This is a genomic window from Pseudomonas sp. Irchel 3A7, assembly GCF_900187565.1.
GTDB lineage: Bacteria > Pseudomonadota > Gammaproteobacteria > Pseudomonadales > Pseudomonadaceae > Aquipseudomonas.
On record NZ_FYED01000015.1, the window covers coordinates 94,472 to 118,695 of the forward strand.

24 protein-coding genes are annotated in these 24,224 nt (G+C 59.8%); 16 read left to right on the forward strand and 8 right to left on the reverse strand.

Translation table 11 applies throughout. The features are described from left to right. The first annotated feature begins 101 nt into the window (after positions 1-101). The 4 genes from CKW21_RS23575 (at position 102) to CKW21_RS23590 (ending at position 4,218) form a co-directional block, all read left to right on the forward strand. Complete coding sequence (locus tag CKW21_RS23575) at positions 102-1,199, forward strand: polyamine ABC transporter substrate-binding protein (protein ID WP_095196302.1); 1,098 nt, start codon at positions 102-104, stop codon at positions 1,197-1,199. Positions 1,200-1,271: 72 nt separating this feature from the next. Beyond that, the gene (locus CKW21_RS23580) at positions 1,272-2,414 is read left to right on the forward strand and encodes an ABC transporter ATP-binding protein (RefSeq protein ID WP_095196303.1); all 1,143 of its coding nucleotides are present in this window, start codon (positions 1,272-1,274) and stop codon (positions 2,412-2,414) included. Further along, positions 2,411-3,331 (forward strand): ABC transporter permease subunit, encoded by a 921-nt coding sequence (locus CKW21_RS23585; RefSeq protein WP_095196304.1) that lies wholly within the window; start codon positions 2,411-2,413, stop codon positions 3,329-3,331. The genes CKW21_RS23580 and CKW21_RS23585 overlap by 4 nt, the downstream gene beginning before the upstream one ends. Beyond that, entirely contained in the window at positions 3,328-4,218 is an 891-nt protein-coding gene (locus tag CKW21_RS23590) for an ABC transporter permease subunit (RefSeq protein WP_095196305.1), read from the forward strand. Before CKW21_RS23585 ends, CKW21_RS23590 begins: the two co-directional genes overlap by 4 nt. A gap of 148 nt (positions 4,219-4,366) precedes the next feature. Here the strand turns inward: CKW21_RS23590 and CKW21_RS23595 are convergent, their stop codons facing one another. Continuing rightward, a complete protein-coding gene (locus CKW21_RS23595) occupies positions 4,367-5,008 on the reverse strand; it encodes an HD domain-containing protein (protein WP_095196306.1) in 642 nt (213 codons plus the stop codon). Positions 5,009-5,286: 278 nt separating this feature from the next. On the opposite strand from CKW21_RS23595, the gene CKW21_RS23600 reads away from it, so the two are divergent. Beyond that, positions 5,287-6,252, forward strand: coding sequence for a GlxA family transcriptional regulator (locus tag CKW21_RS23600; RefSeq protein ID WP_095196307.1), 966 nt, complete (start codon positions 5,287-5,289; stop codon positions 6,250-6,252). A 145-nt stretch (positions 6,253-6,397) separates the two neighbouring features. Here the strand turns inward: CKW21_RS23600 and CKW21_RS23605 are convergent, their stop codons facing one another. Both CKW21_RS23605 and CKW21_RS23610 read right to left on the reverse strand, forming a co-directional pair. Beyond that, entirely contained in the window at positions 6,398-8,800 is a 2,403-nt protein-coding gene (locus tag CKW21_RS23605) for a penicillin acylase family protein (RefSeq protein ID WP_095196308.1), read from the reverse strand. 110 nt (positions 8,801-8,910) lie between these two features. Continuing rightward, positions 8,911-9,492, reverse strand: coding sequence for a DUF6436 domain-containing protein (locus CKW21_RS23610; RefSeq protein ID WP_095196309.1), 582 nt, complete (start codon positions 9,490-9,492; stop codon positions 8,911-8,913). Between the two features lie 96 nt (positions 9,493-9,588). On the opposite strand from CKW21_RS23610, the gene CKW21_RS23615 reads away from it, so the two are divergent. Beyond that, positions 9,589-10,536 carry an alpha/beta hydrolase gene (locus CKW21_RS23615; RefSeq protein WP_095196310.1) on the forward strand — a complete coding sequence of 316 codons (948 nt, stop codon included), beginning with the start codon at positions 9,589-9,591 and terminating at the stop codon, positions 10,534-10,536. Between the two features lie 101 nt (positions 10,537-10,637). Here CKW21_RS23615 and CKW21_RS23620 read toward each other — a convergent pair whose 3' ends face one another. Beyond that, complete coding sequence (locus CKW21_RS23620) at positions 10,638-11,390, reverse strand: DUF2059 domain-containing protein (protein ID WP_095196311.1); 753 nt, start codon at positions 11,388-11,390, stop codon at positions 10,638-10,640. A gap of 108 nt (positions 11,391-11,498) precedes the next feature. Here CKW21_RS23620 and CKW21_RS23625 point away from each other — a divergent pair, with 108 nt between their 5' ends. Next, positions 11,499-12,131 carry a 2OG-Fe(II) oxygenase gene (locus CKW21_RS23625; RefSeq protein WP_095196312.1) on the forward strand — a complete coding sequence of 211 codons (633 nt, stop codon included), beginning with the start codon at positions 11,499-11,501 and terminating at the stop codon, positions 12,129-12,131. A 2-nt stretch (positions 12,132-12,133) separates the two neighbouring features. Then, positions 12,134-12,619, forward strand: a complete 486-nt coding sequence (locus CKW21_RS23630) for a DUF523 domain-containing protein (protein WP_095196313.1) — start codon at positions 12,134-12,136, stop codon at positions 12,617-12,619. A gap of 125 nt (positions 12,620-12,744) precedes the next feature. On the opposite strand, the gene CKW21_RS23635 is transcribed toward CKW21_RS23630, so the two are convergent. Further along, a complete protein-coding gene (locus tag CKW21_RS23635) occupies positions 12,745-13,332 on the reverse strand; it encodes a transporter substrate-binding domain-containing protein (RefSeq protein WP_095196314.1) in 588 nt (195 codons plus the stop codon). 135 nt (positions 13,333-13,467) lie between these two features. On the opposite strand from CKW21_RS23635, the gene CKW21_RS23640 reads away from it, so the two are divergent. Then, positions 13,468-13,893 (forward strand): DUF4399 domain-containing protein, encoded by a 426-nt coding sequence (locus CKW21_RS23640; RefSeq protein WP_095196315.1) that lies wholly within the window; start codon positions 13,468-13,470, stop codon positions 13,891-13,893. Between the two features lie 64 nt (positions 13,894-13,957). Here CKW21_RS23640 and serA read toward each other — a convergent pair whose 3' ends face one another. After that, complete coding sequence (gene serA / locus CKW21_RS23645; protein ID WP_095196316.1) at positions 13,958-15,187, reverse strand: phosphoglycerate dehydrogenase; 1,230 nt, start codon at positions 15,185-15,187, stop codon at positions 13,958-13,960. 204 nt (positions 15,188-15,391) lie between these two features. On the opposite strand from serA, the gene CKW21_RS23655 reads away from it, so the two are divergent. The 4 genes from CKW21_RS23655 (at position 15,392) to CKW21_RS23670 (ending at position 19,723) form a co-directional block, all read left to right on the forward strand. Then, positions 15,392-16,786: an FAD-binding oxidoreductase gene (locus CKW21_RS23655; protein ID WP_095196317.1), complete on the forward strand. Its 1,395-nt coding sequence runs from the start codon at positions 15,392-15,394 to the stop codon at positions 16,784-16,786. 37 nt (positions 16,787-16,823) lie between these two features. Then, positions 16,824-17,489: a fumarylacetoacetate hydrolase family protein gene (locus CKW21_RS23660; protein ID WP_095196318.1), complete on the forward strand. Its 666-nt coding sequence runs from the start codon at positions 16,824-16,826 to the stop codon at positions 17,487-17,489. Positions 17,490-17,753: 264 nt separating this feature from the next. Continuing rightward, positions 17,754-18,680, forward strand: coding sequence for an SdiA-regulated domain-containing protein (locus CKW21_RS23665; protein ID WP_095196319.1), 927 nt, complete (start codon positions 17,754-17,756; stop codon positions 18,678-18,680). 116 nt (positions 18,681-18,796) lie between these two features. Continuing rightward, entirely contained in the window at positions 18,797-19,723 is a 927-nt protein-coding gene (locus tag CKW21_RS23670) for an SdiA-regulated domain-containing protein (RefSeq protein ID WP_095196320.1), read from the forward strand. Between the two features lie 128 nt (positions 19,724-19,851). On the opposite strand, the gene rpiA is transcribed toward CKW21_RS23670, so the two are convergent. Further along, a complete protein-coding gene (gene rpiA, locus CKW21_RS23675; protein ID WP_095196321.1) occupies positions 19,852-20,526 on the reverse strand; it encodes a ribose-5-phosphate isomerase RpiA in 675 nt (224 codons plus the stop codon). A gap of 328 nt (positions 20,527-20,854) precedes the next feature. Here rpiA and ilvA point away from each other — a divergent pair, with 328 nt between their 5' ends. After that, positions 20,855-22,369 (forward strand): threonine ammonia-lyase, biosynthetic, encoded by a 1,515-nt coding sequence (gene ilvA / locus CKW21_RS23680; protein WP_095196322.1) that lies wholly within the window; start codon positions 20,855-20,857, stop codon positions 22,367-22,369. A gap of 39 nt (positions 22,370-22,408) precedes the next feature. Next, positions 22,409-22,834, forward strand: a complete 426-nt coding sequence (locus CKW21_RS23685) for a DUF2269 domain-containing protein (RefSeq protein WP_095196323.1) — start codon at positions 22,409-22,411, stop codon at positions 22,832-22,834. A gap of 105 nt (positions 22,835-22,939) precedes the next feature. Here the strand turns inward: CKW21_RS23685 and CKW21_RS23690 are convergent, their stop codons facing one another. Beyond that, entirely contained in the window at positions 22,940-23,596 is a 657-nt protein-coding gene (locus CKW21_RS23690) for an HAD family phosphatase (RefSeq protein ID WP_095196324.1), read from the reverse strand. A 143-nt stretch (positions 23,597-23,739) separates the two neighbouring features. Here CKW21_RS23690 and CKW21_RS23695 point away from each other — a divergent pair, with 143 nt between their 5' ends. Next, positions 23,740-24,219, forward strand: a complete 480-nt coding sequence (locus CKW21_RS23695) for an RNA pyrophosphohydrolase (protein WP_008064982.1) — start codon at positions 23,740-23,742, stop codon at positions 24,217-24,219. Positions 24,220-24,224: the final 5 nt, after the last annotated feature.

The window sequence follows — 24,224 nt, forward strand, 5'->3', positions numbered from 1 at the left end:
TTTTTCGAGGGTAAGTTGCGCGCCGGTTTTGTTGCCAGGCAGCCATGGCTGTCATGTAACGCGGGGCAACTTGGGCCCAACTAATTTTAGAGGACCTCCACTTGCCTATTTCTTCTTTGTTGCGCAATGCCATGTTGCTCGGTGCCGGACTGACGCTTGCCGCCAGTGTCCAGGCCGCCGGCACCGTGCATATTTATAACTGGTCCGATTACATCGGCGAGACCACCCTGGCCGACTTCCAGAAAGAGACCGGTATCAAGCCGGTCTATGACGTGTTCGATTCCAACGAAACCCTGGAAGGCAAGTTGCTGGCCGGGCGTACCGGTTACGACGTGGTCGTGCCGTCCAACCACTTCCTTGGCAAACAGATCAAGGCCGGTGCTTTCCAGAAGCTCGACAAGTCTCAATTGCCGAACTACAAAAATCTCGACCCTGTACTGCTCAAGCGTCTGGAACAGAACGATCCGGGCAACCTGTACGCCGTGCCGTACCTGTGGGGCACCAACGGCATCGGTTACAACGTCGAGAAGGTCAAGGCTGTACTGGGCGTCGACAAGATCGACTCCTGGGCAGTGGTATTTGAACCGGAAAACATCAAGAAGCTGCAGAGTTGCGGCGTGGCGTTCCTCGATTCCGCCGATGAAATGATGCCCACGGTCCTCAACTACATGGGCCTGAACGCCAACAGCACGAATCCTGAAGACTACAAAAAGGCCGAAGCCAAGTTGCTGGCGGTGCGGCCTTACGTGACCTACTTCCACTCTTCCAAATACATCGCGGATCTGGCCAACGGCGATATCTGCGTGGCCATCGGTTTCTCCGGCGACATGTTCCAGGCCCGCAACCGCGCGGCTGAAGCGAAGAAAGGCGTGGAAATTGCCTATTCGATTCCCAAGGAAGGCGGTGCGCTGTGGTTCGACATGCTGGCGATTCCAAAGGACTCGGCCAACGTGAAAGAGGCGCACGCGTTCATCAACTATTTGCTGAAACCTGAGGTGATCGCCCAGGTCAGTGATTACGTCGGCTACGCCAACCCTAACCCCGGGTCGGACTCACTGATGGAACAGTCCATTCGCACCGACGAAGCGGTTTATCCACCGCAAGCCGTGCTCGACAAGACTTACGTGTCCATCGAGCTGCCACCCAACATACAACGCTTGATGACCCGCAGCTGGACCAAGGTCAAGTCGGGTAAATAGCTTCAAGGCTCAAACTATCCAAGGTTGGCTCACCTTGAGCGAACTGCACTCTTTTTTTTGGGAGTTTCGTAAATGGCAGTTGCCTCCGGCGCCTATAAGAAAGCCCTCGAGGGCGACCAGTCACCTAAACAGGTGCTGGTCAAAATCGACCGGGTCACGAAGAAGTTCGACGAGACGATTGCCGTGGACGATGTGTCCCTGGAAATCAAGAAGGGCGAGATTTTCGCCCTGCTCGGCGGTTCGGGATCGGGCAAATCCACCTTGCTGCGCATGCTCGCCGGCTTCGAACGACCGACCGAAGGACGGATCTTCCTTGATGGCGTAGACATCACCGACATGCCGCCCTACGAGCGGCCGATCAACATGATGTTCCAGTCCTACGCCTTGTTCCCGCACATGACCGTGGCGCAGAACATCGCCTTCGGCCTCAAGCAGGACAAGCTGCCCGCCGCTGAAATCGATGCGCGGGTGGCCGATATGCTCAAGCTGGTGCAGATGAGTCAGTACGCCAAGCGCAAACCGCATCAGTTGTCCGGCGGTCAGCGTCAGCGTGTGGCCCTGGCCCGTTCGCTGGCCAAGCGACCGAAGCTGCTGCTGCTTGATGAGCCGATGGGCGCGCTGGACAAGAAACTGCGCTCGCAGATGCAACTGGAGCTGGTGGAGATCATCGAGCGCGTGGGTGTGACCTGCGTGATGGTGACCCACGACCAGGAAGAGGCCATGACCATGGCCGAGCGCATCGCGATCATGCACCTGGGCTGGATTGCCCAGATCGGCAGCCCGATCGACATCTACGAAACCCCGACCAGCCGCCTGGTCTGCGAATTCATCGGCAACGTCAACATCTTCGACGGCGAAGTGATCGACGATGCCGAAGGCCACGCGATCATCACCTGCAAAGACCTGGACCGCCAGATCTATGTGGGTCACGGCATCAGCACCTCGGTGCAGGACAAGTCCGTAACCTATGCGATCCGCCCGGAAAAACTGCTGGTGACGCCGGACATGCCGACCTGCGAATACAACTGGTCCAGCGGCAAGGTGCACGACATCGCCTACCTGGGCGGTCACTCAGTGTTCTACGTCGAACTGCCGAGCGGCAAGATCGTCCAGTCCTTTGTCGCCAACGCCGAACGCCGTGGCGCGCGTCCGACCTGGGGTGACCAGGTCTACGTGTGGTGGGAAGACGATAGCGGCGTGGTGCTTCGCTCATGAACATGCGCAAATTCAAACGCCGCCTCAATCGAATAATTCCCGGTGGCCGTCAGCTGGTCATCGGGGTTCCTTTCATCTGGCTGTTCCTGTTCTTCATGTTGCCGTTCTTCATCGTCCTGAAGATCAGCTTCGCCGAAGCCGACGTGGCCATTCCGCCGTACACCGAAATCTACAGCTACGCCGAGCAGAAACTGCAGGTGCTGCTGAACCTGGGCAACTACGCGATGCTGGGCGACGATGAGCTGTACATCGCCGCTTACCTGGGCTCGTTGAAGATGGCGTTTTTCAGCACCGTCCTCTGCCTGCTGATCGGCTACCCGATGGCCTATGCCATCGCCAGCGCCCGCAAGGAACTGCAAACGGTGCTGGTGTTGCTGATCATGATGCCGACCTGGACCGCGATCCTGATCCGCGTCTACGCGTGGATGGGCATCCTCAGCAACAACGGCCTGCTCAATGGCTTCCTGATGACCATGGGCTGGATCAGCGAGCCGCTGCAGATCCTCAACACTAACCTCGCCGTGTATATCGGCGTGGTGTATTCGTACCTGCCGTTCATGATCCTGCCGCTGTACGCCAACCTGGTGAAACACGACACCAGCCTGCTGGAAGCCGCATCGGACCTGGGTTCGAGCACCTTCAACAGCTTCTGGAAAATCACTGTGCCGCTGTCGAAAAACGGCATCATCGCCGGCTGCATGCTGGTGTTCATCCCGGTGGTGGGTGAGTTCGTGATTCCTGAACTGTTGGGCGGTCCGGAAACCCTGATGATCGGTAAAGTGCTCTGGCAAGAGTTCTTCAACAACCGTGACTGGCCGGTGGCGTCTGCCCTGGCGGTAGTGATGCTGGCGATCCTGATTGTGCCGATCATCCTGTTCAACCGCAGTCAGGCCAAGGAAATGGAGGGTAAAGAATGAAGCGCTTCCGTTTCTCCAGCCTGATGCTGGTATTGGGTCTGCTGTTTATCTATCTGCCGATGCTGATCCTGGTGATCTACTCGTTCAACGCCTCGAAACTGGTGACGGTCTGGGGCGGCTGGTCGATCAAGTGGTACGTCGGCCTGATGGACAACACGCAGCTGATGGGTTCGGTGGTGCGCTCGCTGGAAATCGCCTGCTACACGGCGGTGGCCGCCGTGGCGCTGGGCACCCTGGCCGCGTTCGTCCTGACCCGCATCACCCACTTCAAGGGCCGTACGCTGTTCGGTGGCCTGGTCACCGCGCCATTGGTGATGCCGGAAGTGATCACCGGTCTGTCGCTGTTGCTGCTCTTCGTGGCCATGGCGCAGATGATCGGCTGGCCGCAGGAGCGCGGCATCGTGACGATCTGGATCGCTCACACCACGTTCTGTGCAGCGTATGTGGCGGTGGTGGTGTCGGCGCGCTTGCGTGAGCTGGACCTGTCGATCGAAGAAGCGGCCATGGATCTGGGTGCGAAGCCGTGGAAGGTGTTCTTCCTGATTACCATCCCGATGATCGCGCCATCCCTGGGGGCCGGCGCCATGATGTCCTTTGCGCTGTCCCTGGATGACCTGGTATTGGCCAGCTTCGTGTCGGGTCCGGGTTCCACGACCCTGCCGATGGAAGTGTTCTCGGCGGTGCGCCTGGGCGTGAAGCCGGAGATCAACGCTGTGGCCAGTCTGATTCTGCTGGCCGTGTCGCTGATGACCTTCCTGGTCTGGTTCTTCAGCCGCCGCGCCGAAGAAGCGCGCAAGCGTGCGATCCAGCAAGCCATCGAAGAAAGCGCCGCCGACTCCTGGAAACAACCGGACGTGCGTCGCGCGCAGGCGCCGGAAGCGGCTTGATCTGAAATCGGGTTGACCACCATTGCGTGGCCAACCCAAATCCACTGTGGGAGCGAGCCTGCTCGCGAAAGCGGAGTGTCAGTCAACGTTGATGTCGACTGACACTCCCTCTTCGCGAGCAGGCTCGCTCCCACAGGTTATTGTGACGTCAGGCAATCCAGGGCGATTGGCGGATGACCTCGACAAAGTTCATCGGCTTGAACCCCGGCTCCTGATCCATCAATACATCGGTCTTCACGTTGCCGAACGTGGTCTGCGGACGATGACGCAAGCCATCGGCGAAGGCGCAGATGATGCACTCCTTGAACCCTTCACCCCGTGGATGCGCATGCACCACCGCTTCGCGCTGCACGGTGGAAAACGCCGCGTAGTCCATGCCCAGCACATCCATCTCGACACCGGCGGTTACCAGCGCCACGGTCGGCCGCAAGTGCTGCGGTACACCCGGCGTGGTGTGCAGGGCAATTGACAGCCAGACCTGCTCAATATCGTCATCGCTCAACCCGTAAGGCTTGAGGAACGCCGCCGCTGCGTTGGCGCCATCGACTTCGAAACGCTCGTTGTCGCTGCGGTGACCTTCCACCAGGCCCAGGTCATGGAACATCGCACCGACGTACAGCAGCTCCGGGTTGTAGGCCAGTTGCTTGCGTAAACCGCTCAACGCACCGAACAGAAACACTCGGCGCGAGTGGTGGTAGAGCAGGTCGGATTCGATGTCGCGGATGTATTCAGTGGTGGCCCTGGCCAATGCGCTGTCGGGGATTTTGATACCGGCGATGGTGGTGCTCATGGGAGTTTCCTCGGGGTGAACGCCGTGGCGGCGCTGAAGTATCCAGTCTGTTCGTGCACCCCAGACCGGACAATCGATCCATGGCTGCGATCCCGGCCAATGAGCATGCATATCGCGCCAGCCTCGCTTCCACCGTGCATATTGGCTACGGTGTGGGAGCGAGCCTGCTCGCGAAAGGAGCAACACGGTTTTCTGCACAGTTCGCGTCATCGTTCTTCGCGAGCAGGCTCGCTCCCACAGGAAAGTGTTGATCCAGATCCGTTGAGGCATTTCGAACCATGCACAAAACCGTCGCCATCGTGGTGTTCGCCGGCGTCCAGTCGCTGGATGTCACCGGTCCCATGGATGTGTTTTCCGAAGCCAATCGCTTCCTTGCGCCCGAGGACCACTATCGGCTGGAAGTGATTGGTGTGGAGCACGGGGTGATGGCGTGCTCCAACGGCCTGGCGCTGAACGCCCATCGGCATTACAGCGATGCCTTGCAGGCCTATGACCTCCTGCTGGTCGCCGGCGGGCCGCAGTTGCCGTTCATGGATTTCGGCGGTCCGTTCTATGTCTGGCTGCGTGATGCCTGTGGGCGGGCGCAACGTTTTGGTTCGATCTGCAATGGCGCATTCATGCTCGCCCGTGCGGGATTACTGCAGGGGCGGACGGTGACCACCCATTGGGGCGATGCGGCGGCGTTGGCGGCGTTATGCCCGTCAACGCAGGTCGAGGCTGATCGCTTGTATGTGCAGGATGTCGAGCTCTACACCTCGGCCGGGGTCACGGCAGGGATCGACCTGTCGTTGTACCTGTTGGGTCGCGATCACGGTCCGGACGTGGCGTTGAGCGTGGCCAAGCGGCTGGTGGTGTTCACCCAGCGCTCGGGTGGCCAGTCACAGTTCAGCCCGTTCCTCACGCCCCACGCCGAGCCGACTTCGGCCGTGGCGATGGTCCAGCACTACGTGTTGGCCAACCTGACCGGCGACCTGACCATCGCCGACCTGGCCAACGCCGCCAACATGAGCGCGCGCAACTTTTCCCGGGTGTTCGCCAAGGAAGCGAAAATCACCCCGGCCGAGTTCGTCGAACGGGCGAGGGTGGATGCGGCGCGAGTACTGCTGGAAAGCACCAGCGTGCCGCTCAAGACGGTGGCGTACCAATGCGGTTTCCGTGATGCCCAGCATATGCGCAGCGTGTTCAACCGCAGGCTGGGGGTGACGCCGCAGCAGTTCCGGCTGAATTTTGCGGCGATGGTTTGAGCCCTGAATATGCGTTGTTTTTGCGGGCCTCATCGCGGGCAAGCCCGCTCCCACAGGTTTCGGCCTGATCACAAAATTGTGTATTCACACCGATCACTGTGGGAGCGGGCTTGCCCGCGATGAGACCCTCACAGACAGCAGAGATTTATTGTCCTGAGCGAGCAGGCAACAACTTCAACGTATTGCGCGTATTCGCCGTCACCTCTTCATCATTGAGATGCGCCTGGTAGTAAACCCCTTCGATGTACGCTTCGGCCTGATCGTCATAGTGACGGTCGAACAGCACGCCGCTCTGGCCGACCGGGTTGACGGTCAGGCTGTGGGCCGGGTCGGCGAAGTCGATCAGGCGCCGGGTCGACGGGCCGTAAGTCACTGGCCAGGGTGCGGGGCCGATCTTGGCCGACAGGTTGTTCGGCACTTCATGAGTGCCGGGGGCGGCGAACGGGCCGACGTTGAAGAGACGATCCAGCGGCTTCTGCTGGCCCAGTGGATGACCGTGGGTCAGGGTGTGCGCCTTGCCCCACTGCCATTGTGCGAAGTCCGCACCGAGGGTGGCCTTGAGGTGGGCGATGCTGGCTTGCCATGCCACCTTGACCGTATCGGCGCGGGTTTCCCTGGCGAGGGTACTGCGGTTGTCCCACCACGGTGAATCGGCATTTGCCGCCAGGCGCGGCAGCGCTGCATCAATCACCCGGGTCGAGAGCAGTGTCTCGAAGAAATCGTTGCCCAATTCATCGCGCATCGCTGCTTCAGCCAGGTTGAACAACAACTGGTTGAACACCGTGGCGCTGGTGGAATCGAGGGGGTAATCGCCTTTCCACTGGGCCAGTTGTTCCACCAGTTTCAGCTCGGCAGGATCGCTCACCACGCTGCGTAACACCGGCAGCAGCGGCGCCAACAGGCGCGGGCCGTAGGCGGTGGTGGTGCCCAGTTGCAGCTTCTGGCTGGATTCCAGATCCCACTTGATGCTCTTGTCGCCGAGCTGATGATCGAGCTGCTGGCCACGGTCGGCCAGGTTGTAATAGCCGGGAATCTCTATACCCGCCGACGACACAGGCTGGAAGTTGGCCGAGACGATATAACCCCGTGCCGGGTTCTCTTCCTGGGGGTTGGCGCTGAAGGGGTAGAAGCCGTCCTTGTCCGCTTCGGCGCTGCAGCCGTCCAGTATGAACCACGGACGTACACCGGCAGGACGCTTCGGCAATTGCGCCGCGGCCCACCAGCCGATGTCGCCCTTGGCGTTGGCCCAGACGATGTTCAGGCCGGGCGCCTGGACTTTCGCGGCAGCACTGCGCGCCTTGGCCAGGGTGTCGGCGCGGTTGAGCTGGTAGAAGCCTTCAAGTATCGGGTTCTGGCTTTCGAGAAAACCCCACCACATGGCAATCGGCGTTTTGCCGACGCTGTTGCCCAGCGCATCGTTGACGATCGGGCCGTGGGGCGACTGACGCAGCACCAGGGTGACGGGAGCCTGGCCCTTGACCGCGATCTGCTGCTCGCTGCTCACCATGTCCACCCACTTGCCCCGGTACCAGACCTGATTCGGATTGTCCGGGTTGACCTTCTCGGCAATCAGGTCGAGGTCATCGTTCTGGAACATGGTGATGCTCCAGCCGAAGTCACGGTTCATGCCCAGCGAGGCGAACGGCATCAAGGCCTGATAGTGACCGTAGAGTTCGAAGCCCGGTGCCGAGAGCTGTGCCTCATACCACACCGAGGGCGCGGAGAAGCGAATGTGCGGGTCACCCGCCAACAGTGGCTTGCCACTTTTGGTACGGCTGCCGGAAACGGCCCAGGCGTTGCTGCCCTCGAACTGTGGCAGGCCGTTGTCGGCCAATGCCTGTTCGCTCAGGCGGGCGAGGGCGTTGAGGTCCTTCCAGTCGGCGCTGGCCAGCGCCGGTGCCGTGCGGTCCGTCAGCACGCCCTTGGGTTGCCAGTCGAGATCGAACACGTTCAGGTAGTCGACACCCAGTTGATCACGCACGAAGGTCAGCAACGGTTCGGTACGAAACGCTGCGGCAAAACTGTAGGCCATATAGCCGGCGATGCTGATGGTGTCCTGGGCGGTGAACGGGCGCTTCTGAATGCCCAGCACATCGAACTCCACCGGTCTTGCGTGGCTGTCCTGATACTGGTTGATGCCATCCAGATAAGCATGCATGGCGATGAAGGCGGGCGATTGTTTGTCCAGATTTGCCAGATAGGTTTCGGCGCGTTCGCGAATGCGCAGGCTGCGCATCAGCTTGTCGGTGTCCAGCAGTTTGGGGCCGAGCACCTCGGCCAGTTCGCCACGGGCCAGGCGACGCAGCACTTCCATCTGGAACAGCCGGTCCTGGGCGTGGACGTAGCCGAGGGCGCGGTACAGGTCGGGTTCGTTTTCGGCGCGGATGTGCGGGATGCCGCGCTCGTCGTAGCGCACGGTGACCGAGCCTTGCAGATGTTGCAGTTCCACCATGCCCTGGCGTGTCGGCTGCTTGCTGTAGACGTACCAGCCGCCAACGGCGGCGAGGGTGACGATCAGCGAGCCGAGAGCGGTCAGGCTACGTTTCATGGTGACTCCTTGTTGTAATGAGCGGCTTCAGTTCCCTGGTGCCACTGTTTAACACGGCTCACCGAATTGGCCCATCGCCCGTAGGAGGGATTCGTATTGCAGCGTTTTTACTACTTCGCAGGGTCGACAGGCCACGGGCAGTAACACCCCACCGCCAGTGTGTGCGTGGCACTCACCGAGCGACCTTCGTTTAATGCGTGCAGGATCGGTTCGATAAAACTGTTGCTGGAATTGCAGGTCAGGCCTTCGCTGTACGGGCCGAAGTACGCCAGTTTGCCGCTGCGATCCCAGATCGCCACGGCAGGGCTGGCAGGGATCTGCTCGGAACCGGGCAGGACGCTGAGGGTTTTCAGGTTGCTCAAGGTGCTCGGCAACTGGCCGTGGCTACCAGGTTTTTGCACCGAGTAGAACTCGACACCCAGCGGTTCGTACTGCTCGACCAGCTCACTGAGGTGTTGCTGATTGCCGACATTGCAAGGGCAGGCGGGGTCCCAGAAGTGGACGAGACGGATGGCGCCGGGACCGGCATGCGTATCGGGCAGGCGCAGCGGGTCACCGGAGAACACGGCCGTATGTTCGCTGAATGCTCGCAGGTAGCGGCCCTGGAACCAGTCGTAAGCCGCCCACAGCACGCCGGCGCACATCAGGGCGAGCAGGCTGGCAAACAGGGTGGCGCGCAAGGGTGATCGCATGGGTTCAATCCTCGAAGGGCGGCTAGCTTGCCATGCTTGCCGCGACAGATGAATATCGCAGGTCCATTAAGTCGGTTTAACGCTCTGGAATCGCCCATGTCTGTCACCTTCAACCCTGATCATCTGCGCGCCAGTCTGCGGCCATTGGCCGAAGGGCAGCCGCTGTCAGTGGAGGCACAGGCCTATCAGCGGTTTTACGGGCTGGATTTTTCTTCGCGCAACGTACGCAGTGGCCTGGGGCGTTTTCAGGTCGACGGTTATGAAGTGGTCAGCCAGGTCTGGTGGCCGGAACGGGTGAAGGCGACGTTGTTTGTCTTCCACGGCTTCTACGATCACACCGGACTCTACCGACATGTCATCGAGTGGGCGCTTGAGCAGGGCTTTGCTGTGATTGCCTGTGACTTGCCGGGGCATGGACTGTCCAGCGGCGAGCGCGCGAGCATCAAGGATTTCGCCGAGTATCAGGACACCTTGCAAGGGCTGTTTGCCGAAGCGCGGTCCCTCGATCTGCCGCAGCCGTGGCACCTGTGCGGGCAGAGTACCGGAGGTGCAATCGTGATCGACCATGTGCTCAATGCGGGAGCGAGCAGTCCGGCCCAGGGCCAGGTGATTCTGTTGGCACCGCTGGTGCGGCCGCGGGCGTGGGGCTGGTCGCAACTGAGCTACTACCTGCTCAAGCCCTTCGTCAAAGCCATCGCCCGACGCTTCAGCGAAAACTCCAGCGACCCGGACTTTCTGCCGTTCCTGCAAGCCGATCCATTGCAGCCGCTACGATTGCCGACGGCGTGGGTGGGAGCGTTGGCGCGCTGGATCAAGCGCGTCGAAGCCGCACCGGCCAGCCCTCGGCGACCGTTGATTGTGCAGGGGCAGGCGGACATGACCGTGGATTGGCAGCACAACCTTGAGGTGCTGCGTGCGAAATTCGACCGGCCTCAGGTCTTGATGCTGCCCGAGGCGCGGCATCACCTGGCGAATGAGGCATTGGCGTTGCGGGGGGAGTATTTCGGGTTTTTGAGCAAGCGGATCAAGGGCAGGAATCTCTAGCGACTCTGCCGGCCCCTTCGCGAGCAGGCTCGCTCCCACAGGCGTATGCGGTCAACTGTGGGAGCGAGCCTGCTCGCGAAAGCGATTTATCAGACGACACATTACTGGGTGAGGCTCGAAGTACTCTGCCCCACCGCCAACCCCGCCCGAATCGCCGCCAGCGCCGCCTGGTAATACGCCTTGCCCTCGGCCGACTCGGCAAAGGTGGCGAATTCTTCCAGCTCTTCATCCGACAGGTCGCGATAGACGTACAGCAAGGTGTTGTTCAGGTCGCTGCCGATCTGGTCCATCAAGCGCTGACGCTGCCCGTTCAGCATGCCCTGGGCCTGGCCCGCACCGAGCAGGCCGGGGATCATCGAACTCAGGCTGTCGGCGGCGACGCCGGCAATCGCTAGGCTGACTTCGGCGCCGGCCTCGCGCGCAGGCAGCGCCTGGGCCAGGTGGCCGATGATCAGCAGGCGGCTGTCGCTGGCTTGCATCTTCGGCAAACCCTTGGCGTTTTTCGCCAGTTGATCGCGACGGGTCGCGAGCAATTCGGCGGCGACGATTTTCTTGCCCAGCGGGGATTGAAAGAACGCCAGGGCAGGTTTTGGATCAGCGAGATTCTTGCGCAATTGTGCTTCGGCGCGTTGGTCTACAGCCTTGGGGTCAAAACGCTGGTTGCTGTTGTTGACCAGGGCCTGGAACACCGCCGGTGGCAGGCTGCTTTCGTAGCGTTTTTGCGCGGCCGAAAGGGCGTCATTGAAATGCGCGCGTTGTTCCGGCCAGCCGGCGACCTTGTACAACTGGTCGTGGCCGTCTGCCCAGGCGGGCAAAACGCAGAACATCAGCAGGGAGAAAAGCAAACGGCGCATAGGGACTCCTGTCAGCAGGCGACTATTCTCCGTGTGGCATACGGTCTTGTCGAGAATTCGTATCAGCCCGCTGCGTGGCTCTGTCGGATTTCCAGGCGCAGGAATACTATGCGCGCCATGCGAATATCTTCTGATCACCCACTGCTGTTACGAATCGTCGATGACCTGGCTACCAACGGCTGGTCGCAGCAAAATATTTTCCTGCCTCTGGATTTGACCCGGGCACTGGCGGCTGAGTGCCGTAAACGTGCTGCCGAGGGCGAACTGGCTCCGGCAGCGGTAGGGCGCGGGCCTTCCTCGGAGATTCGCGAGGGGATTCGCGGCGATCATATCCAGTGGATCGAACCCGGCCAGGCCGAGGCGTGCGACAGCTATCTGCGATTGATGGACAGTCTGCGCGAGGCGATGAACCGGGGTCTGTTTCTGGGCCTGGAGGATTTCGAAAGCCATTTCGCGCTGTACCCGCCCGGTGCGTTCTACCTCAAGCATGTCGACCGATTCCGCGACGACGATCGGCGCATGGTGTCAGCGGTGGTCTACCTCAATGACGCATGGCTGCCCGAGCACGGTGGTCAGTTGCGCATGTACCTGGATGAAGACGCGCAATACGATGTGGTACCGACCGGTGGATGCCTGGTGGTGTTCCTGTCGGGCGAGGTCCCCCATGAAGTCCTGCCCGCGACCCGTGAGCGGCTGTCATTGACAGGCTGGTTCCGGCGTCGGGGCAATGAGCCGTTCTGATCATGCAGAAAATTCTGGTAAGCCGCTGCCTGCTGGGCCACCGCGTACGCTACGACGGCGGCGCCAGCGGGCCATTCGACCAGCTTCAGCTGTGGCTTGACGAGGGTCGGGTCGTGCCGCTGTGCCCGGAAGTCGCCGGTGGTTTGCCGACGCCCCGGGCGGCTGCGGAAATTCCGGGCGGGCAGGGCGCGCAAGTGCTGGAGGGTAAGGCGTCGGTCATGACGGCCGAGGGCGAGGATGTCAGTGCGCAGTTTCTGTCCGGGGCTTATCAAGCGCTGGAACTGGTGCAACAGCACGGCATCCGCATTGCCATACTCAAGGCCAACAGCCCGTCGTGCGGCAACCTGCTGACCTATGACGGTACGTTCAGCGGGGTGAAGGTCAGTGGCGAAGGGGTGACGGCGGCGTTGCTCAAGCGCAATGGTGTGCAAGTCTTCAGCGAACTGGAACTTGCGGATGCGGTTCAGGCGCTGGCAGCACTCAGTTAACAACCCACACAAAACCACTGTGGGAGCGAGCCTGCTCGCGAATGCGGAGTGTCAGTCAACATTGATGCCTGCTGACCCACCGCTTTCGCGAGTTGGCCCGCTCCCACATTTGATCTCCCTTGCCTTCAGGGTTTTGGTGCCAAACCCGAATCCGCCCCGAACCACTTCTTTTCCAGCGCCTCAAGTCGCCCATCCGCCTTGATCCGCTGCAACGCGTTTTCAAGGCTGACATGAAACGCCGGGTTACCCTTCTGAAACGGAATCGCCAGGTTCACCGTCGTGGCGGCTTTCGGCTTTTCTTCCGTCAGCGACTGCACCAGCAGAATTGAACGCGGCTCTTCGTCTTTCTGCGCGATCAATTGCGCATCGGTACGAATGTAAGGTTCGCTGAAGTCGAAACGATCCTGAAGCGCCGGGGTCTCTGCAATGTGATTGATGGCGATGTCGTATTTGCCGCTTTCGACACCGGTCAGCAGATCGGTGGCGTCAGTGATGACAAAGTCGGCGCGCACATCCAGTTCGTTGGCCAGCATCTGACCCAATTCGACTTCGAAGCCTGCAAGATTGCCGTCTTCCTTGAAATTGAACGGTGGGGTATTAGCCTCAAGGGCAATGCGCAATTCGCCGCGGTCGTTTACGTCGTCAATCAGTTCGGCATGGGCCAAAGGGCTCAGAAGGGGTAGCAGGCAGATCAGGCCAGGCAGAAAGCGCATGGTCACTCCTTGAATTCATTATTTGCGATGCTCTGGTTCAGGCTCGCTTTGCTATGGTTGTCGAGTGCCTTCGACAACGATTGACCATGAAGTTGTGATGGTCACGCGAATTTTACGGAAAAACTGGAGAAGAGAATGAAAACCTTTATGTCACGTGCTGCTTTGGCTGGCTTGCTGATGGGTGTTTCGGTATTGGCCAGTGCGGCTACGCCAGCACCCAAGGGTGCTGAAGTGTCCATCGTTTCTCCCAAGGACGGCGGCACGGTTCCGCAGACCTTCGTGGTCAAATTCGCTGTCGAGAATATTGCGCTGGCACCCGCGGGGGATGTCACAAAGAATACCGGGCATCATCATTTGCTGATCGACGTTGACGAGTTGCCTGCCGCCGGGCAGACGATCCCGACCGATGCCAATCACGTGCACTTCGGCAAGGCACAAACCCAGGCTGAAGTCACACTGACACCGGGCAAGCACACGCTACAGCTGATACTGGGTGACAAAAATCATACCGTGTTCGATCCACCGATTGTTTCCGAGAAAATCACGGTCAACGTGAAATAAAAAAGGGAGCCCCGAGGGGCTCCCTTTTTACTTGCCGCTTGCCGCTTGCCGCCTGTAGCTGTTCTTAGAACAGTACGCGACTACGGATGGTGCCGTTGACGTGTTGCAGCTTCTGTTGCGCCAGGTCCGAGTATTCGGCGTCTACGTCGATCACTACGTAGCCGACTTTCTCGTTGGTCTGCAGGAACTGACCGGAGATGTTGATGCCGTTTTCGGCGAAGACCTTGTTGATCTCGCTCATCACACCCGGGATGTTCTCGTGGATGTGCAGCAGACGGTGCTTGCCAGGGTGAGCCGGCAGGGCCACTTCCGGGAAGTTGACGGACGATACCGACGTACCGTTGTCGCTGTACTTGACCAGTTTCTCGGCCACTTCCAGACCGATGTTGGCTTGCGCCTCGGCGGTGGAACCACCGATGTGCGGGGTCAGGATCACGTTGTCCAGGCCACGCAGCGGGCTTTCGAATTCTTCGTCGTTGGAGCGTGGCTCCACCGGGAATACGTCGATGGCCGCGCCGATCAGGTGTTTGTCCTTGATGGCAGCCGCCAGATGGTCCAGCTCGACCACGGTGCCGCGCGCGGCGTTGATCAGGATGCCGCCCTTCTTGATGGCGCGGATTTCCTTCTCGCCGATCATCCACTGGGTGGCAGCGGTTTCCGGAACGTGCAGGGTCACGATGTCGGACATGCCGAGCAGTTCGTGCAGGTTACCGACCTGGGTGGCGTTACCCAGTGGCAGCTTGGTCACGGTGTCGTAGAAGTAAACCTGCATGCCCAGGCCTTCAGCCAGGACCGACAATTGAGTGCCGATGGAGCCGTAACCGACGATGCCCAGCTTCTTACCGCGGATTTCGAAGGAATTGGCCGCGCTCTTGATCCAGCCGCCACGGTGGCAGGAAGCGTTCTTCTCAGGGATGCCGCGCAGCAACAGGATCGCCTCGGCCAGCACCAGCTCGGCAACGGAGCGGGTGTTGGAGTACGGGGCGTTGAACACGGCGATACCGCGCTCGCGTGCCGCGTCCAGGTCGACCTGGTTGGTGCCGATGCAGAAACAACCGACAGCCACCAGCTTCTTCGCGTGATCGAAGATCTCTTCGGTCAGTTGAGTGCGCGAACGAATGCCGATGAAGTGAGCATCAGCGATCTTTTCCTTGAGCTGGGCTTCCGGCAGAGAACCTGTGAGGTACTCGATGCTGGTGTAGCCCGCCGCCTTGAGGACGTCGACAGCCGATTGGTGGACGCCTTCGAGAAGAAGGAACTTGATCTTGCTCTTATCGAGAGAAGTCTTGCTCATCTGCGTAAACCTGTATCCCGGAGAAAAATGGCAGGAAATGGTCAACAGACGCTGACCCGAGCGGCGTGACAGCCGTCGCCGCAGAATAGCCGTTGGGCACTATGCTGCGGGGTCGGTATGCTAGCATATGCGCCCCGCTAAACACTCATTCCTGCGACGTGAAGCGTTCTCAGGATGACCATGAATTGTTCGAGAGTTCTGTCGATGACCAATCCTGCCCTGATTGATGAGCTGAAGACCTTGGTTGAGCCTGGCAAGGTGCTGACCGATGCCGACTCCCTGAATGCTTACGGTAAGGATTGGACCAAGCATTTCGCCCCGGCTCCGACCGCCATTGTGTTTCCGAAGACCACCGAACAGGTCCAGGCCATTGTCCTGTGGGCCAATAAACACAAGGTAGCGCTGGTACCGTCGGGCGGTCGTACCGGGCTATCGGCCGCCGCAGTGGCAGCCAATGGTGAAGTGGTCGTGTCCTTCGACTACATGAATCAGATCCTCGACGTGAACCTGACTGACCGCACTGCCGTTTGTCAGCCAGGCGTGGTCACCGAGCATTTGCAGAACGTGGCCGAGGAAAAGGGCCTGTACTACCCGGTGGACTTCGCTTCGGCAGGATCGAGCCAGATTGGTGGCAATATCGGCACCAATGCCGGCGGGATCAAGGTCATTCGCTACGGCATGACCCGCAACTGGGTTGCCGGCATGAAAGTGGTCACCGGCAAGGGCGACGTGCTGGAGCTGAACCGCGACCTGATCAAGAACGCCACCGGCTACGACATGCGTCAGCTGTTCATTGGCGCCGAAGGCACCCTCGGCTTTGTGGTTGAAGCAACCATGCGTCTGGATCGCGCCCCGAAAAACCTCACCGCGATGGTTCTGGGTACTGCCGATTTCGACTCGATCATGCCGGTGTTGCACGCGTTCCAGGGCAAGCTCGACCTGACCGCCTTCGAATTTTTCTCCGACAAAGCCTTGGCCAAGGTCATGGCGCGCGGCGACGTGCCGGCACCGTTCGAAACCGATTGCCCGTTCTACGCGCTCTTGGAATTCGAAGCGACCACCGAAGACGTGGCCAATCACGCCCTTGAAACTTTCGAACACTGTGTAGAGCAAGGCTGGGTGCTGGATGGCGTGATGAGCCAAAGTGAGACCCAGCTGCAGAACCTGTGGAAGCTGCGCGAATACATCTCCGAAACCATTTCCCACTGGACGCCGTACAAGAACGACATCTCTGTCACCGTGTCGAAAGTGCCGGCGTTCCTCAAGGAAATCGACGCGATCGTCGGCGAACACTACCCGGACTTCGAAATCGTCTGGTTCGGCCACATCGGCGACGGCAACCTGCACTTGAACATCCTCAAGCCGGATAACCTGAGCAAGGATGAGTTCTTCGCCAAGTGCGCCACCGTCAACAAGTGGGTGTTCGAAACCGTCGAGAAGTACAACGGTTCGATTTCCGCCGAACACGGCGTGGGCATGACCAAGCGTGATTACTTGACCTACAGCCGTTCCCCGGTTGAGATCGAGTACATGAAAGCGGTCAAAGCGGTGTTCGACCCGAACGGCATCATGAACCCGGGCAAGATTTTTGCTGTTTGACTTTCGAATTTAAGAGTGACGAACCAGGAGTCGGTCCATGAGCTATCAGCACCAGTATGTCGACGGCACGCGTATTCACTTCCCGCTGGGGAAAGTGGTGTGCATCGGCCGTAACTACGCCGAACACGCCAAGGAACTGGACAATCCGGTGCCTACCGAGCCGTTGCTGTTCATCAAGCCGGGCAGTTGCGTCGTGCCGCTGGAGGGTGGTTTCAGCATTCCAACCGAGCGTGGTTCGGTGCATTACGAAGCGGAAATCGCGGTGCTGATCGGCAAGCCATTGTCGACCCGGCCGAGTCGTGAGGAAGTGCTCGACGCCATCTCCGGTTTCGCCCCGGCTTTGGATCTGACCCTGCGCGACAAGCAGGCCGAACTGAAATCCAAGGGCCTGCCCTGGGAAATCGCCAAGTCCTTCGACGGCGCGGCGGTGATTGCCCCATTCGTGTCCGGCAGCACATTCGCCGACCTGACCGACATCGGCATCCGCCTGACCATCAACGGCGAAGTTCGCCAGGATGGCAACAGCAGCGCCATGCTCAACCCGATCGTGCCAATGATCCAGCACATGGCCGGCTGCTTCTCGCTACAGGCCGGAGATGTGATCCTTACCGGTACGCCAGTTGGCGTCGGCCCGCTGAACGTTGGTGATGAAATTGTCCTGGAACTCCCAGGCGCCAGCAGTTTCACCAGCAGCGTCCGCTAAGACAACGCAAACCCTTTGTAGGAGCGAGCTTGCTCGCGATGGACCTGAGAACGACGCGGGGTGTCTGGTTTCCAGCGTTTTCGTTGACGACCTTCGCGAGCAGAGCTCGCTCCTACATTAAGGGCGTGCGATTGCTCCCAAAGGGCTTTCCCGCCATTTCCCGTTTTTTTCACATCCCATCTGGATAATTCCCGGGCTTTCGGCGTCTGAGCCGATCCCAATTGTGCTATTACCCATAGCCTGAATTTCTGGATGCATTCGCCGATGGCCACCCAACCGCTACCTTCGCTTGAAACCGCTCGCCGCTCGCGCTTTGCCCTGCGTTGGTATGTCTGGCTTTTGCTGGCGGTTGCCGCTGCCTACGGACTCGCGTTTGCCATGCATTGGGACGACCGTGGCGCACTATGGCTGCAAGAGAGTTTTGAAAGTCCCTCTGAGCGCCAGGAGAGTGTCTGGCTGCCGGACTATCAGGTGGTGATCGATGCCAAACCGCTGCCGGGCATGGAAAAAGATGAAGCGTCTGACCTGGCCTACGATCCTCAGAGCAAAACCCTGTATTCGGTGATGGGCAATAAACCGTTTCTGGTCGAGCTGACATTGCAGGGCGATGTGCTGCGCAAGATTCCTCTGGTGGGCTGGAGCAACCCTGAAGGGGTCACCGTGCTGGGCAACGGTCTGCTGGCGATTGTCGATGAGCGTGACCACTTGCTCACTGTCGTCAAGGTCGAGGCCGATACCCGTGAACTGAACGTCGCCAATTTCCCGAAGTACGACCTGGGGACTTCGAAAAACCAGAACAAGGCGTTCGAAGCCATCGCCTGGGACTCGCGCAATCAACAGTTGTTGCTGGGTGAGGAGCGTCCACCGGCGTTGTTTACCTGGAAGAGTGACGGTCAGAAGCTGATTGGCGATAAACAGAAGCTCGCCAGTAACGAGCTGGACTTGCGCAATCTGTCAGCCCTGGCGATCGACCCTCGAACCGGCCACACACTGGTCCTGTCCGCCGATTCCCATTTGCTGCTGGAGTTGGACGAAAAGGGCGAGCAAGTCAGTTTCATGACCCTGCTGCGAGGCTTCAATGGCCTGAAAAAGACCATTCCCCGTGCAGAAGGCGTGGCCCTGGACGAAGCCGGTACACTCTACATCGTGAGCGAGCCAAACCTGTTTTATCGTTTCGAAAAACAGCGCTGAACCGATCTTGTAGGACTTTCGGCGCTCGATTGTAGGAGCGGGCAACTGGCCATTAAGCTTTAATTCAGCCAGTCGTGATATTTCATCCGCCTGTTTTGATTCCGAGCCTGCCCCCAATGCGCCGATTTGCCCGCCCCAAACCGCTGATTCTCATCGTCTCGATGATCGCGTTGATCGCATTGATTGTGTTGATCGCGTTCGGCCAACACCTGCGTCTGTTCGAGCGTGGCTGGTTCAACCTGCGCACGTTCTGGCAGCCGATGAGTACTCAATCCATTGGCCTGGACCAATATCGGGTAGTGCTGGAGGGGCAGGTCATTGAAGGGCTGGACGACGATGTTTCAGCGCTGACTTACGACCCGGTGCGCAAAAGCCTGTTTACCGTCACCAACAAGAACGCCGAGCTGATCGAGCTTTCCCTTGATGGCAAGATTGTGCGCCGCATCGCGCTGGTCGGTTTTGGCGATCCGGAAGCGGTGGAATTCATCAGTGCCGATACCTACGTGATTACGGATGAGCGCGAACAGCGACTGATCAAAATTCATCTGGAGCCGGACACCACTTTTCTCGATTCCGCCGATGCCGAACAGATGACCCTCGGCGTGCACATGGCTGGCAACAAGGGTTTTGAAGGTCTGGCTTACGATTCGGCGGGCAAGCGCCTGTTTGTCGCCAAGGAGCGCGACCCGATGCTGATCTACGAAGTGCACGGCTTTCCGCATTTCAATCCAGAAAAATCCTACGCGGTACACGTCGTCAACAATCCGAAGCGGGACGCCGGGATGTTCGTGCGCGATCTGTCGAGCCTGCAATACGACGAACGCAGCGGCCACTTGATGGCGCTGTCCGATGAGTCGAGGCTGATTCTGGAGCTGGATGTGGACGGGCGACCGCTGAGCACCATGTCGTTGATCAAGGGGCGTCAGGGGCTGCAAAAGACCGTGCCGCAAGCGGAAGGGATCGCCATGGATGACGACGGCACGATGTACCTGGTGAGTGAGCCGAATCTGTTCTACGTCTTCAAGAAACCGGCACAACCCTGACAAGCACCCAAAAACAACTGTGGGAGCGAGCCTGCTCGCGAAAGCGGTCTGCCAGTCAACATCTCTATCGACTGACAGGACCCATTCGCGAGCAGGCTCGCTCCCACAGGTTTATCGGCGTGCCTGGCTTACTCGGCGCGCAGGGTTTTCACACCTTCACTGGTCCCCAGCAGCAGCAGATCCGCCGGACGGGCCGCGAACAGGCCGTTGGTGACCACGCCCACGATCGCATTGATCTGCGTCTCCAGTTCTACTGGATTGGTGATCTGCAGGTTGAACACATCAAGGATGATGTTGCCGTTGTCGGTCAGCACGCCTTCACGGTAGACCGGGTCGCCGCCAAGCTTCACCAGTTGGCGGGCCACGTGACTGCGGGCCATCGGGATCACTTCCACCGGCAGCGGGAACGCGCCGAGTACCGGTACCAGTTTGCTGGCGTCGGCGATGCAGATGAAGGTCTTGGCCACGGCCGCGACAATCTTCTCGCGGGTCAGGGCCGCGCCACCGCCCTTGATCAGGTTCAGGTGCTCGTCGCTTTCATCGGCGCCATCGACATAGAACTCCAGGTCGCTGACCGTGTTGAGCTCGTACACCGGAATGCCATGGCCCTTGAGGCGGGCAGCGGTGGCCTCGGAACTGGCGACCGCGCCATCGAAGGCACCCTTGTGTTGCGCCAGGGCATCGATGAAACAGTTGGCGGTGGAGCCGGTGCCGACCCCGACGATGCTCTTGTCGTCGAGTTTCGGAAGGATGAAGTCGACGGCGGCCTGAGCCACTGCCTGTTTGAGTTGATCCTGGGTCATGCGGGCTCCGAGGTGCCGAAGAGGGGAACGAAAGGCCGGCATTATAGGCCTCGGGGCGGTGAAGGTCATTGCCCGATTGGCGGGCGGCTTTTATTGGCTTTTGTGGCGAGGGAGCTTGCTCCCGCTCGGCTGCGCAGCAGTCGTAAAAACTGTGTGCACGGTACATCCGAAAGAATGCAGGGGGGGAGCGCTACGCACTCCAGCGGGAGCAAGCTCCCTCGCCACAGGAAAGTGTCAGGCTGTAAAACCACCTGTTTAGTGTGGTCGTGCGGACAAAAGCCGGGTTAGACTCCGTGGTCCTGCCCAACCCGCTCAGTGATGCTTTCCGATGCTTGAACAGTACGTCAAAAAGATCCTCACCTCGCGCGTTTATGACGTTGCCGTAGAAACCCCATTGCAGACTGCCCGTCAGCTTTCCGAGCGGCTGGGCAACGAGATTTGGCTCAAGCGTGAAGACTTGCAGCCGGTGTTCTCGTTCAAGATTCGCGGCGCCTACAACAAGCTGACCCAATTGAGCGATGAAGAGCGCGCCCGTGGCGTGGTTACGGCTTCAGCCGGCAACCACGCGCAAGGCCTGGCCCTGGCGGCGAAGGTATTGGGCGTGAAGGCGACCATCGTCATGCCCAAGACCACCCCCGAGATCAAGGTCGAAGGCGTGCGTTCGCGTGGTGGCAAAGTGGTGCTGCACGGTGATTCGTTCCCCGAAGCCCTGGCCTACTCGCTGAAACTGGTCGACGAAAAAGGCTACGTCTACATTCACCCCTATGACGATCCCCATACCATTGCCGGGCAGGGCACGGTGGCCATGGAGATTTTGCGTCAGCATCCGGGACGCCTGGACGCGATTTTCGTCCCGGTGGGCGGCGGCGGCTTGATTGCCGGCATCGCGGCGTACGTTAAATACCTGCGTCCGGATATCAAGATCATCGGCGTCGAGCCGGACGACTCCAATTGCCTGCAGGCCGCCATGGCCGCGGGCGAGCGCGTGGTGCTGCCGACCGTGGGCATCTTTGCCGACGGCGTGGCGGTGGCCCAGATCGGCCAACACACGTTTGATATCTGCAAGGATCATGTCGATGAAATCATCACTGTAAGCACCGACGAAATCTGCGCGGCGATCAAGGACATCTACGACGATACCCGCTCGATCACCGAACCTGCCGGCGCCCTGGGCGTGGCCGGGATCAAAAAGTATGTCGAACAGCACGGCATCACCGGGCACACGTTGGTGGCCATCGACTCCGGTGCCAACGTCAACTTCGATCGCCTGCGCCACGTGGCCGAGCGCGCCGAACTGGGCGAGGGCCGCGAAGCCATCATCGCCGTGACCATCCCCGAAAAACCGGGCAGCTTCAAGGCGTTCTGCGAAGCCATCGGCAAGCGCCAGATCACTGAATTCAACTACCGCTACAACACCGGCAGCGAAGCGCACATCTTCGTTGGCGTGCAGACGCACCCCGACACCGACCCCCGCAGTGCATTGATCACCAGTCTCGGTGATCAGGGCTTCCCGGTGGTCGACCTGACCGACAACGAACTGGCCAAGTTGCACATCCGTCACATGGTCGGCGGTCGCGCGGCGCATGTGGTGGATGAGGTGATTCTGCGTTTCGAATTCCCGGAGCGTCCGGGAGCGCTGTTCAACTTCCTCAACAAGCTGGGTGGGCGCTGGAACATCTCGATGTTCCACTACCGCAATCATGGTGCGGCGGATGGCCGCGTGGTCGCGGGGCTGCAGGTGCCTCACGATGAACGCCACCTAGTGCCGGCGGCGCTGGAGGAAATCGGCTACCCGTACTGGGATGAAAGCGACAACCCGGCCTATCAACTGTTTCTTGGCTGAACGGCTACGCTGATGGGCATGGCTTAAGGAAATCGAATCATGGAAACGTTAACGGCCCTGAAAGCGGCGCACATGGTGGCCACGGTGGTGGTGCTGTTGTGTGCGCTGGGTCTGGGGATCTGGGTCTGGCGGACCCGGCGTAATGGCGATGCAACGGCGGCAAGCCGCACGCTGCAACGGCCGCGCGTGTTCATCTGGCTGTTGATGGGGCTCACGCTGCTGAGCATGCCGTTTACAGGCTGGTGGATGGTGCACCTGGTGGGCTGGCCGTTGGGGCAGACCTGGCTGCTGGCGTCGAGCGTGCTCTACACCGTGGCGGCGCTGGCGTGGTTCTGGTTGCTGGTGCGACTGAACAAAGTGCGCAAGACGCCGGGTGCCGTGGGCAAGTTTACCTTTGCCCTGGCGTTGTTCAGTTTTGTTTGCTTTGTCGCGATTGCGGGCTTGATGGGCGCTAAACCAGTTTAACCCTGCAAACCGAGTTGTCCCATTCGCGAGCAGGCTCGCTCCCACAGGGAAGTTTGTGCTGGTCACACATCCACTGTGGGAGCGAGCCTGCTCGCGAAAGCGATTTCAATCGCGCAACGAAATCACCGGCCAGCCGCGCTTCTCGGCTTCGGCGCGCAAGTTGGGATCCGGATCGACCGCAATCGGATTCGTCACCTGCTCCAGCAACGGCAGATCATTCATCGAATCGCTGTAGAAGTAGCTGTTCTCCAGGTTATGCCCGGTCTCTTCCAGCCAACGATTCAACCGCGTCACCTTGCCTTCACGGAAACACGGCACATCAGTGCTGCGCCCGGTATAGCGACCATCGAGCATTTCACATTCGGTGGCGATCAGGGTTTCGACACCCAGGCGCTGCGCAATGGGGCCTGTGACGAAGCGGTTGGTGGCGGTGATGATCACCAGTTTGTCGCCGGCATCGCGGTGTTTGGCCAACAGTTCGATGGCCTTGGGCAGCACGATCGGTTCGATGCAATCGCGCATGTAGTCGCGGTGCCATAGATCCAGCGTGGCCATTTCGGTGCGGCCGAGGACTTCCAGGCAGAAGTTCAGGTAGGCGTCGTTATCCAGCTTGCCCGCCAGGTAATCCTGATAGAACTCGTCGTTGCGTGTCTTGTAGGCAACGGCGTCGAGGAGGCCGCGCTCACAAAGGTAGTCGCCCCAGGCGTGGTCGCTGTCGCCGCCCAGAAGCGTGTTGTCCAAGTCGAATAAAGCCAGCCGCATTGCAGTTACTCGCTGAAAAGTCTGTAGAAAGGCGTCCAGAATACGGACTTTTCACAAGAGTGCACATAACGTAGTCCGGCGCGTTGCTGCCCTCACAACCTTTGTGGAACAATGCGGCGACATGCGTTTGCGAGGTTGTTGCCGTGATCGACCCCGATGGTTTCCGTCCTAATGTCGGGATCATTCTTACGAATGATGCCGGCCAGGTGCTATGGGCTCGCCGTATCAATCAAGATGCCTGGCAGTTTCCTCAAGGCGGGATCAACCCCCAGGAGACGCCGGAAGACGCCTTGTACCGCGAGTTGAACGAAGAAGTGGGCCTGGAGCGCGAAGATGTTGAAATACTCGCCTGCACCCGGGGCTGGTTGCGTTATCGTTTGCCGCAACGTCTGGTCAGGACCCACAGCCAACCGCTGTGCATCGGCCAGAAACAGAAATGGTTTCTCCTGCGCCTGGTCTCCAACGAGCAGCGGGTGCGGATGGATTTGACCGGTAAACCGGAATTCGATGGCTGGCGTTGGGTCAGCTATTGGTATCCGTTGGGCCAGGTGGTGACATTCAAGCGCGAGGTATATCGCCGCGCTCTCAAAGAGCTTGCCCCGCGCCTTTTAGCGCGCGACTGACGACG